The sequence below is a fragment of the Hymenobacter edaphi genome, assembly GCF_003258365.1.
Taxonomy (GTDB): Bacteria; Bacteroidota; Bacteroidia; order Cytophagales; family Hymenobacteraceae; genus Solirubrum; species Solirubrum edaphi.
Window position 1 is genome coordinate 1 of sequence record NZ_QHKM01000020.1, and the last position, 10,064, is coordinate 10,064.

Sequence of the window (10,064 nt, forward strand, 5' to 3'; positions counted from 1 at the left end):
CCCTGATTGCCGTCTGCAACAAACTCCTCAAACAGGCCTTCGCCATCGTCAAATCCGGTGTGGCTTACCAACCCGACTTCGCTCAAAAAGCCCTGCACATGACTTGACTTTCAACACAGTTCATGTTGAGGAATTACGGAAGTTGGTTGAGGCACAGGGTTACGTTTGCCCAGAGAATCCACGCCGCGTGGCCTTCGGACGTGTGAGGAGGTTTGGTTAGACCGGACACTTTGGTGACGAGGTTTGGAGGGGAATTTCGAAATGGTTGGGGGCTTGGTAGCCGAGCGCGGAGTGGCGCCGCTCGTCGTTGTAGTAGGTAATGTAGTGGCTGAGTTCGAGGCGTGCCTCCTCCAGCCCAGGGAAGCTGCCACCGTCGAGTAATTCGGTTTTGAGCCGGCTCCAACAAGACTCTGCCGGGGCGTTGTCGTAGCAGTTGCCTTTGCGGCTCATGCTTTGATGCGCGCCGTGGGTGGCCGGCAGTTCGCGGAAGCGGGTAGCCGTGTACTGGCTGCCTTGATCGGAGTGCACGATCAGGCCGGCCACCGGATGGCGCACGGCCAGGGCCCGGCGCAAGGCTTCGCTGACCAGGTCCTCGGGCATGGTTTCGCGCACGTCCTAAGTGCCGCCGGGGCGGCACCAAAGCCGACGACCTTGCGCAAGCAGGCATCCTGCCAACTGGCCAGGTACAACCAGCCGCCGCCCGGCTTGGGCAGGCCGGTAATGGCGCCGACCCACACCTGATTCGGGGCGGTGGGGCGTGGCTGGCGCAGCAGTCGGTTGGGCGCCACGCGCTGTCCGTGCGCCGAATCGGTGGTGCGCGGGACAAACGAGCGGGGCTGCTGCGCGTGTAAGCCGTGGGCGCGCAGCACGCGCCGGGCATGGTGCTGAAAGGCCCGCACGACAGCCCGTTCCCAGGCCGGGGCAGGCTGCTGGCGGCGCTTGCGCCAGGCGTAGTAACTGCTCGGGGCCACCTGCAGCACCGTGCACAGCTCGCGTACCGGCGCCAGCTCGCGGTGCTGGTCGATAAAGCGGTAGCGGCTCACGGCGTCTCCTGGCTGAAGATGGCTAAGGCTTTTTTTAGGATGTCCTGCTCGCGCTGCACCCGCTGCAACTCGGCGCGTAGCGCGCGCACCTCTGGGTCACGTGCCAGTTCCGTGCTGCCCAACTCGGCCGCCGCCTGCTGATCCCGCCTGCGGTAGAGCAGCCGCTCACTGATGCCCAGCTGGCGGGCCGCCGCCCGCGCCGAGCGGCTCTCCCGCGCCAAGCGCAAGGCCTCGGCCTTAAAGGCGTCATCGTATTTGCGCCGTTTATCCGGCTGCTTTTCGTGTGAAGGTGTTGTCATGACAGATGGAATGCACGTTCCTATTCTGTCCAGCTCAACTAGACCACCTCACCAAGCGCCCCACGCAAGGACCCGAAGCTCTGCCACCGCCACGAACACTTCAACCCCGTAGGGCAATACCTTTTTCCATTAGCAGAGAAGCTCAACGCCAGTTCTAGTCCCGATTACCGGGGCGCTATAGATGGCATTTCAACCGCCAAAAAGGCAGCTGGCAGCTTTTTCGGTACCAGCTTGTTAATACCACTCGGGCTGCAGGTAAGTAGGTGCTCACTAATAATTTTTTGTTTATCTATTGTGTTTTCGTTAACCTTACCACTCGCTTGCCCCGCTAACAACCCGTAAAAAGCCATCAAAGCGCCAGAAAAGCAGTTTTGGCTTGAGGCTACCGGATTTTTGCCTTGGTTTTTCGGTTTTTTTTTGCCCCAAAACACAATCGTTTGTGTTGGCTTTTTTCACAAACGATTGTGCTAATGTTCCAAAAATTCCCACATATTTTCTCATGAAAAAGTCCATACCCAAAAAGCGCATATCTGCGCTGCCAGTCCTACTGTGCTGCCTGCCACTGCAGGCGGCTTTGGGTAGTGCTGTTCCCAGTTCCTTGCGTGAAAGCTCCGCTGCAACGCGGGCCGCGGACATCACCGTGACCGGTCGCGTGCGGGACGAAAAAGGCCAGGGCCTACCCGGCGTGAACGTGGTGGTAAAAGGCTCCAGCAACGGCACCCAAACCGATGCCGAAGGCCGCTTCTCGCTCAACGTGCCTGACAACGCCACCCTGGTGTTTTCCTTTGTGGGCTACGCGGCCCAGGAGGTAGCCTTGGGCGGGCGCACGAGCGTCGACGTGGCTCTGGTGCCCGACAACCGGGCGCTGTCGGAAGTGGTGGTGGTGGGCTACCTGACGGAAAACCGCCAGAACGTGAGTTCCTCCGTGAGCAGCCTCGACGTGAAAGAAGCCACCAAGGCGCCGGTGGCTACCACCACCCAGGCCTTGCAGGGCCGGGTGTCGGGCGTGCAGGTCACCGGCTCGGGCGGCCCGGGCGACGCGCCCATCGTCAACATCCGCGGCATCGGCACTTTGGGCAACGCCAGCAGCGGCCCGCTCTACGTCATCGACGGGCTGTGGACGGACAACATCCGCGACCTGAACCCGAACGACATCGAAAGCCTGACGGTGCTCAAAGACGCGTCCTCCACGGCCGTGTACGGCTCGCGCGGGGCCAACGGGGTGATTCAGATTACCACTAAAAAAGGCCGGGCCGGCGCGCCCGCCATCAGCTTCAACGGCTACCGCGGTGTGGAGCAGGTGTACAAGCGCTACAACCTGACCAACGCCAGCGAGTGGGCCGACCGGGCGGTGGCGGCCTACCGCAACGCCGGGCTAGATCCGCTTAACAACGGGCAGAACAGCCTGGCCGGGGCCGTGAAAGGACCGGGCGGGGCCTTCAACCCCAACGTCGATACGGACTGGCAGAAGGAGTTTTTTCAGACGGGGGTGATTGAGGACTACAACCTGTCCTTTTCCGGCGGCTCGGCGGGCGAGAAAAACGCCACCAACTTCCTCGTATCGGGCGAATACTTCCACCAGGAGGGCATCGTGAAGGGGCCCGACTTCAAGCGTTACAGCCTGCGCCTGAACTCGGGCCTGAGCCGGGGCCGCTTCCGCTTCCAGGAAAACGTGCAGCTCACCCACCTCGACGTGAGGCTGCTCAACGGGGCGCCCTTTATCGACGTGCTGACCATGCTGCCGAGCATTCCGGTGCGCGACCCCGCCAACGAGGGTGGCTTCGGCACCGGTTCGCCCGTGCTCAATACCTTCGCCACCAACCCCATCGGGGCTCAGGAGTTGCTGCGCCGCACCCAGTCGGACAACCGTCTGGCTGGCAACGTCAGCGCCGAGTACTCGTTTTTTGACTTTCTGACTTACCGGCTGAACGTGGCCCTGGACGGGCACACCTACAGCAACGCGGACGCCCAGCAAAGCGGGATTCTGCGCCAGAACACGCGCATCAACACTTCCTCGCTCAACGAGTTTCTGGGCTACGACCTGTTTCTGCTCGGCGAAAACACGCTGAACTTCAACAAGCGCCTCGGTGACCACAGCATCAACGCGCTGGTGGGTTATTCGGAGCAGAGCTTTCGGCAGCACGGCGTGCAGGCCGGCGCGCAGGGCTTCACGCCGGCCGGCGGGCAGTACTTCTTCGAGCTGAGCGCGGCCCCCAAAGTAGGGGTGGTGCAGGGCTCCTCGTACAAGTTTACCAAGCGTTCCTTTTTCGCCCAGGCCGCCTACGACTTCAAAAACCGCTACCTGCTCTCCGTCAGCGGCCGCCGCGACGGCTCCTCCCGCTTCAAGCCCGACAACCGCTGGGGCAACTTCGGGGCCGTCTCGCTGGGCTGGCGCTTAAGCGAGGAGGGCTTTATCAAGGAAAGCCTGCCGCAAATCAACAACCTGAAGCTGCGGGCCAGCTACGGCGCCAACGGCAACGACGCGGTGGCCGGCGCCTACGGCGGCAGCTACCTGACGGCGGCCATCGTGGGCCAGAACGTGAATTACGTCATCGGTACCGGGCAAACCATCGTCAACGGCTCGACGCAGCTGGCGCTGCCCAGCCCCGACATCCGCTGGGAGGAGCGCTACACCAAAGACGCCGGGTTTGACCTGGGCCTATGGAACGACCGGCTCACCGTGTCGGCCGATTACTACATCTCGCAAACCCGCAACGCGCTGGCGCCGGTGCAGGTGCTGACCTACCTGGGCCACTTCGGTACCACGCTCTACCAGAACGCGGGCGACATCGAGAACCGCGGCTTTGAATTGGCGCTGGGCTACCACGAAAACCGCAAGGCTTTCACCTACGGCGCTGATTTTACGCTTACCACCATCAAAAACGAGGTGACGGCCCTGCCCGTGAAGGGCCAGGTGCTGGAGGGCGGCGAGCTGCTGACCCGCTCGCAGGTGGGCCGCTCCCTGGGCGAGTTCTACCTGATTCCCTTCGACGGCATCTTTCAGTCGCAGGACGAGGTGGCCAACTACAAAAGCTCTAACGGTACGGTCATCCAGCCCTACGCCTCGGCCGGCGACGTGCGCTACCGCGACACGAACGACGACGGGGTCATCAACAACAGCGACGCGGTGTACGCGGGCAAGTCCATTCCCAACCTGCTGATGGGCCTGAACCTGAACGCGGGCTACAAGGGCTTCGATTTGTCGGTGTTCTTCAACTCGTCGAGCGGCAACAAGATTTACAACCAAGCGCGCCGGGACCTGGAAAGCTACGTCGGGCCAAACAACTACAACGCCGACGTGCAGCCCTGGACCCCGGAAAATCCCTCCACCACGACCCCGCGCCTGCTGCAGGGCGGGGGCCTGGGCAACCTGGGCCTGGCGGCTTCCAACAACTCCCTATTCAACACCACGCGCTGGCTGGAAGACGGCTCCTACGTGCGCCTGCGCAACATTCAGCTCGGCTACACCATTCCCAAGAGCGTGACGAGCAAGGTGCCCAGCCTGGGCAGCGTGCGCGTGTACGTGACCGGCCGCAATGTCTTTACCCGCACCGACTACACGGGCTTCGATCCGGAGATTACCGGCACCGGCTTCTACAGCCGCGGCGTCGACATCAGCTCCTACCCGAACGTGCGCAGCTTCACCGGCGGCGTCCAGGTCAACTTCTAACTCCCCCCCCGAGGGGCCCGGCGCGCCTCCGCGCGGCCCCGACCAACCCGTTTCCTTTACTCCGATGAAAGTCAATAAAATAGCGGCTTTGCTGCTGGTGGGCGGCCTGCTGGTGACCAGCGCCTGCGAAAAAGACCTGCTGGACCAAAGCAACCCCAACGCGCCCACCAAGGAAAACTTCTGGCAAAACCAGGACGACGCCATCAAGGGCGTGTTTGCCTGCTACTCGGGCCTGCAGCAGTTTGCCTGCTACTACCGCAGCTGGCACTTCATGGCCCACCGTTCCGACGAGTCGTTCAGCCAAAGCCCCTTCGTGGCCCTGGCCGACTTCACGCGCTTTATCCAGCCCGACGTCGACTTCTTTATCTCGTCCTTTGCCTGGAACGACTACTACCGCACGATTTACCGCACCAACCAGGCCATCAACCGCATTCCCGGCATTGCCATGGACGAGACGCTGCGCAAGCGCCTGGTGGCCGAAGCCCGGTTTGTGCGGGCCCTGTCGTACTTCGACCTGGCGTACTTCTTCGGCAATGTGCCCCTGATGCTGGAGGAGCCCGTCGACGTCAACGCCCGGGCCCCGCAGGCCACGCAGGCCCAGACCGAGGCGCAGATCATTGCCGACCTGCAGGCCGCCATTCCCGACCTGCCGCTCACCTACGGCGACGTGGACAAAGGGCGCGTGACCCGGGGCGCGGCGCAGGCCCTGCTCGCCAAAGTGTACATGCAGCAGCGGCAGTGGGCGCAGGCCTCGGCCTTGTTCACCCAAATTATCGGCTCCAACCAGTACGTGCTGGTGCCCAACTACCTCGACAACTTCACCGAAACCAACGAAAACAACCGCGAGTCGGTGTTCGAGGTGCAGTTTACGGGCACCGTGCTCGAAGTGGGGCAGGGGCAGGACAACGGCTCGGCGTCGGAAAGCCACGACCGGCCCAACTTCTTCGGCCCTCCCGGTCCCACCTTTGCCGACGTGCAGCCCCGCCGCTGGCTGCTCGATGCGTACACCGATTCGACGGTGGGTTTTGTGCCCGGCAGCACCACCCGCCACCGCATCGACCCGCGCCGCGACGTCAGCATCATTCACGCCGGCAACCCGGACGTCTTTTACGGCCGCACCTTCGCGCAGTGGGGCTGGAACCCCAACCAGCAGTACTGGCGCAAGTACCTGAACGACCGCACCCGCGCCGACGAAAACTTCTCCTCCGGCATCAACCACCGCGTGATTCGCTACGCCGACGTGCTGCTGATGCAGGCCGAGGCCCTGATCGAGCAAAACCAGCTCGGGGCGGCCCGGCCGCTCATCAACCAGGTGCGCGCCCGCGTCGACCTGGCTCCGCTGCCCACCAACTCCACCCAGGACCAGCTGCGCCAGCAACTGCGCCTGGAGCGGGCCCGGGAGCTGGCCGGCGAAGGCACGCGCTGGTTTGACATCCTGCGCTGGGGCCTGATGGACAACCAGGTCGGCATCGACGAGCTGCGCACCCGCGACTCGGACTTCACCAACTTCCGCCTGGGCGTCTCCAAGCTGCTGCCCATCCCGCGCCGCGACCTGGGCATCGACCCGAACCTGCGCCAGAACCCGGGCTACTAAGCGGCCCAGCACGCCGGCGCGGCGTTGAGCCCTTCGAGGCCGCGCCGGCACCTGGTCTGGTTTCGCGTCGATACGATGAATAGCCTCCAACCCCTGGGCCGTGGCGCCCGGCCGCTGCTGCTGGTGCTGGGCCTGCTGGGCTGCCAGCGCAGCTTGCCGCCGGCGGCCCCGCAGCCCCCGGTGGCAACGCCCTCCACCGCCACGTTTACCAATCCGCTGCTGCCCTCGGGCCCCGACCCCTGGGTGACGCAGAAGGATGGGTACTATTACTACATGCACACCACGGGCACCAACCTGCGCCTATGGAAAACGGCTAAGATGTCGGAACTGGGCGCCGCCGCCGGCGTGGTGGTCTGGACGCCCCCGCTCACCGGCCCGGCCTCGGGCAACCTGTGGGCCCCGGAGCTGCACTGGCTCGACGGCAAGTGGTACATCTACTACACGGCCGGGCCCGCGGGCACGAACCTGGGCCAGCAGCGCACCTGGGTGCTCGAAAACGCGGCCGCCGACCCCACCACCGGCACCTGGACCGACAAGGGCCGGCTGTACAACCCCACGGCTGATTTCTGGGCCATCGACGGCACGGTGCTCGAGCAGAACGGGCGGCGCTACTTCGTGTGGTCGGGCCACAACGGGCAGGACGCCATTCAACGCCTCTACATCTCGGAGATGCGCAACCCCTGGACGCTGACCGGCCCGCGGGTGGAACTCTCGCACCCCGAGTACGGCTGGGAGCTGCAGGGCCCGCCCTACGTCAACGAAGGCCCGGAAATTCTGCAGCGCGCGGGCCAGACCTTTCTGGTGTACTCGGCCAGCTTCTGCGGCACCGATTCCTACGCCCTGGGCATGCTCACGGCCAGCAGCTCGGCCGACCCCCTGCGGCCCGCGTCGTGGACCAAGTCGGCGCAGCCGGTGTTCAGCCCGAGCCCGGCGAGCCGCGCCTACGCCACCGGCCACAACGGCTTTTTCCGTTCCAAGGACGGGCAGCAGGACTGGATCATCTACCACGCTAATTCCAATGCGGGCGAAGGCTGCGAAAACCGCCGCAACCCGCGCATGCAGCAATTCAACTGGAACGCCGACGGCACGCCCAATTTTGGCCCCCCGGTCCCCATCGGCACGCCCCTGGCCCGGCCCGGCGGCGAATGAGTCCGCCGGCGACCTTCCTCACCCTCCCATTCCCACCGTCATGACCCCACGCTTACTCTTCCGCTGCCCCGCCGCGTACCGCCGGCGGCTCGGTTTACTTCTGCTGTTCCTGCTCGGCTGGCTGGGCGGCCCCGCCTACGCGCTGCAGGGCCTCACCGGCGTGCACGACCCCTCGACCATCGTCAAGGAAGGCAACAAGTACTGGGTGTTTGCCACCGGGCAGGGCATCTACAGCATGTACTCCACGGACTTGGTGACCTGGACGCCGGCCCCGCGCGCCGTGTTCGTCAACAACGCTTACCCGGGCTGGATCAACACCAAAGTACCCGGCTTTCAGGGCAATTTCTGGGCCCCGGAGTGCATTTACCAGAACGGCCGCTACTACCTGTACTACTCCTGCTCCACGTTCGGCTCCAAGGTGTCGGCCATCGGCGTGGCTACTAATGTGACGCTGGACCCGACCAGCCCCAACTACCAGTGGGTGGACCAGGGGGAGGTGGTGTCGAGCAACACCAACAGTTCCGCCAACGCCATCGACCCGGCCATCTTCCGCGACACCAACAACGACCTGTGGCTGACCTACGGCTCGTTTTTCGGCGGCCTGCGCCTCGCGCAGCTGAACCCGAGCACCGGTAAGCTCCTGAGCACCCAGGACTACTCCGTAGCCAGCGGCGACGTGGAAGCGGCCTGCCTGTACCGCCGCGGCAGCTACTACTACCTGTTCATCAACCGCGGCGCCTGCTGCCAGGGCGTCAACAGTACTTACCGCATCCAGGTAGGCCGCTCGACGAGCGTCACCGGGCCTTTCCTCGACCAGAGCGGCCTGGATTTGAACGCCGGCGGCGGCACGCCGCTGCTCAGCGGCTCGGGCCGCTTCGCCGGGCCCGGCCACCCGGGCATCTACGAGGAGGGCGGCGCGAGCTACTTTTCCCACCACTACTACGACACCTACGACAACGGCGCGCCCAAGCTGGGCTTGGCCACGCTCAGCTGGAACGCCGCCAATTGGCCGGTGGTGAGCCGCGACTGGGTGACGGGCGGCCGCTACGAAATCAAGAACCAGCTCAGCAACCTGATCTGGGATGCCTGGGGCTGCACCGGCGTGGCCGGCCAAGCCGTGGCGCAGGGTACGCCGGCCGGCCTCACCTGCCAGCGCTGGGACGTGGCCGCCCTCGGCGACGGGCTCTACAAAATCACCAGCGCCCAGGGCGGCCTCGCCGTATCGGTAGCGGGCTGCTCGCCGAGCGGTGGCGCCTTGCTGCAGCTCGCCGCGTACGCCCAGCAGGCCTGCCAGCAGTTCTACATCGACCGCGCCAACGACGGCACCCTGGTGTTGGCTTCCGCCAATGGCAACCGCGTGGTGGAAGTACCCAATGCCTCGCAGACGCCGGGCCAGCAACTAGGCCTGTGGGACTACAACGGCTGTTCCTGCCAGCACTGGTCGTTGACGCCGACCACCGTCACGGCTGCCCGCAGCGGCGCCGGCGCCCTGGCCGCTACGCTGTACCCCGTGCCGGCCCCCTCGACGGGCTTCACCGTCGGCCTGGCCGCGGCGGGCCCGGCTACGCAGGTGGACGTATACGACGTGCGCGGCCGCCTCGTGCACCGCCAAACGGGCGCAGCGGGAGTGCGGCTGCTGACGGTGCGCACCGCGCTGCGGCCGGGTATTTACCAGGTGCAGCTTCGGCAGGGCGCCGCTACGCTCACGCAGAAGCTGGCCGTGCAGTAGGGCGGCAACTTGGGCAGTTTGGTGAAAAATGATAAGATCATACACAATCGGATAAGTTATTTTTTGCACTGCGGAGGGCCTTGTTCGGGGGTATACCGGCTTTTTTAACACAATTATCACACAAACGATTGTGTGCACCTTAAAGCTTGCCTATTTTACGCCCTGAATTAGCCGATGCTGTTTATTAAGCTCGGCGTTGCCTCTCCCGGAAGCAGCTTGTTGGCGACCCGTACCGCTTCGGCTTCTCCCGTTTTCCGCCTGCTTATTCCACCTCCTGCCATGAACCACACCCTCCGCGCTAGCCTGCTGACCAGTGGCGCCGTCGGGCTGGCCGGCCTGCTCAGCCTCAGCGGCTGCGACCGGTCCTCCCCAACGACTACCGATGCCGAGCAGTCCGCCGCCGACCGCCCCGCCCAAGCCGCCGATTCCGCCGCAGCCCCGACGGCCGCGGCTTTCGGCCGCACCGCCGACGGGCAGCAGGCCGAGCTGTACACGCTCCGCAACGCCCACGGTGTGCAGGTGAGCATCACGAATTACGGCGGCACCATCACCCGCCTGTTCGTGCCCGACAAGGCCGGCA

At 64.5% G+C, this 10,064-nt stretch carries 7 protein-coding genes and 1 pseudogene; 5 read left to right on the top strand and 3 right to left on the bottom strand.

The genetic code is table 11. The features are described from left to right. Window positions 1-216: 216 nt before the first annotated feature. The 3 genes from DLM85_RS24580 to DLM85_RS25275 form a co-directional block, all read right to left on the bottom strand. Window positions 217-600, bottom strand: coding sequence for an integrase core domain-containing protein (locus DLM85_RS24580; RefSeq protein WP_133257270.1), 384 nt, complete (start codon window positions 598-600; stop codon window positions 217-219). Between the two features lie 439 nt (window positions 601-1,039). After that, entirely contained in the window at window positions 1,040-1,342 is a 303-nt protein-coding gene (locus tag DLM85_RS24585; protein WP_111480844.1) for a transposase, read from the bottom strand. Between the two features lie 309 nt (window positions 1,343-1,651). After that, window positions 1,652-1,855: a hypothetical protein gene (locus tag DLM85_RS25275; RefSeq protein WP_133257271.1), complete on the bottom strand. Its 204-nt coding sequence runs from the start codon at window positions 1,853-1,855 to the stop codon at window positions 1,652-1,654. Window positions 1,856-1,940: 85 nt separating this feature from the next. On the opposite strand from DLM85_RS25275, the gene DLM85_RS24590 reads away from it, so the two are divergent. From DLM85_RS24590 to DLM85_RS24610, 5 genes and pseudogenes are all read left to right on the top strand, one after another. Then, complete coding sequence (locus DLM85_RS24590; RefSeq protein ID WP_165822294.1) at window positions 1,941-5,012, top strand: SusC/RagA family TonB-linked outer membrane protein; 3,072 nt, start codon at window positions 1,941-1,943, stop codon at window positions 5,010-5,012. 64 nt (window positions 5,013-5,076) lie between these two features. Further along, complete coding sequence (locus tag DLM85_RS24595; RefSeq protein WP_111480846.1) at window positions 5,077-6,606, top strand: RagB/SusD family nutrient uptake outer membrane protein; 1,530 nt, start codon at window positions 5,077-5,079, stop codon at window positions 6,604-6,606. Between the two features lie 75 nt (window positions 6,607-6,681). Next, window positions 6,682-7,755 (top strand): glycoside hydrolase family 43 protein, encoded by a 1,074-nt coding sequence (locus DLM85_RS24600; RefSeq protein WP_111480847.1) that lies wholly within the window; start codon window positions 6,682-6,684, stop codon window positions 7,753-7,755. Between the two features lie 40 nt (window positions 7,756-7,795). Next, window positions 7,796-9,484, top strand: coding sequence for a family 43 glycosylhydrolase (locus tag DLM85_RS24605; protein WP_111480848.1), 1,689 nt, complete (start codon window positions 7,796-7,798; stop codon window positions 9,482-9,484). A gap of 279 nt (window positions 9,485-9,763) precedes the next feature. Beyond that, a pseudogene (locus DLM85_RS24610) lies at window positions 9,764-10,064 on the top strand (hypothetical protein); the annotation flags it as partial.

Coding starts and splice junctions, on each gene's coding strand:
- DLM85_RS24585 (WP_111480844.1), bottom strand. CDS start 1,342: ATGACAACACCTTCACACGAAAAGCAGCCGGATAAACGGCGCAAATAC.
- DLM85_RS24580 (WP_133257270.1), bottom strand. CDS start 600: ATGCCCGAGGACCTGGTCAGCGAAGCCTTGCGCCGGGCCCTGGCCGTG.
- DLM85_RS24600 (WP_111480847.1), top strand. CDS start 6,682: ATGAATAGCCTCCAACCCCTGGGCCGTGGCGCCCGGCCGCTGCTGCTG.
- DLM85_RS24605 (WP_111480848.1), top strand. CDS start 7,796: ATGACCCCACGCTTACTCTTCCGCTGCCCCGCCGCGTACCGCCGGCGG.
- DLM85_RS25275 (WP_133257271.1), bottom strand. CDS start 1,855: ATGGACTTTTTCATGAGAAAATATGTGGGAATTTTTGGAACATTAGCA.
- DLM85_RS24595 (WP_111480846.1), top strand. CDS start 5,077: ATGAAAGTCAATAAAATAGCGGCTTTGCTGCTGGTGGGCGGCCTGCTG.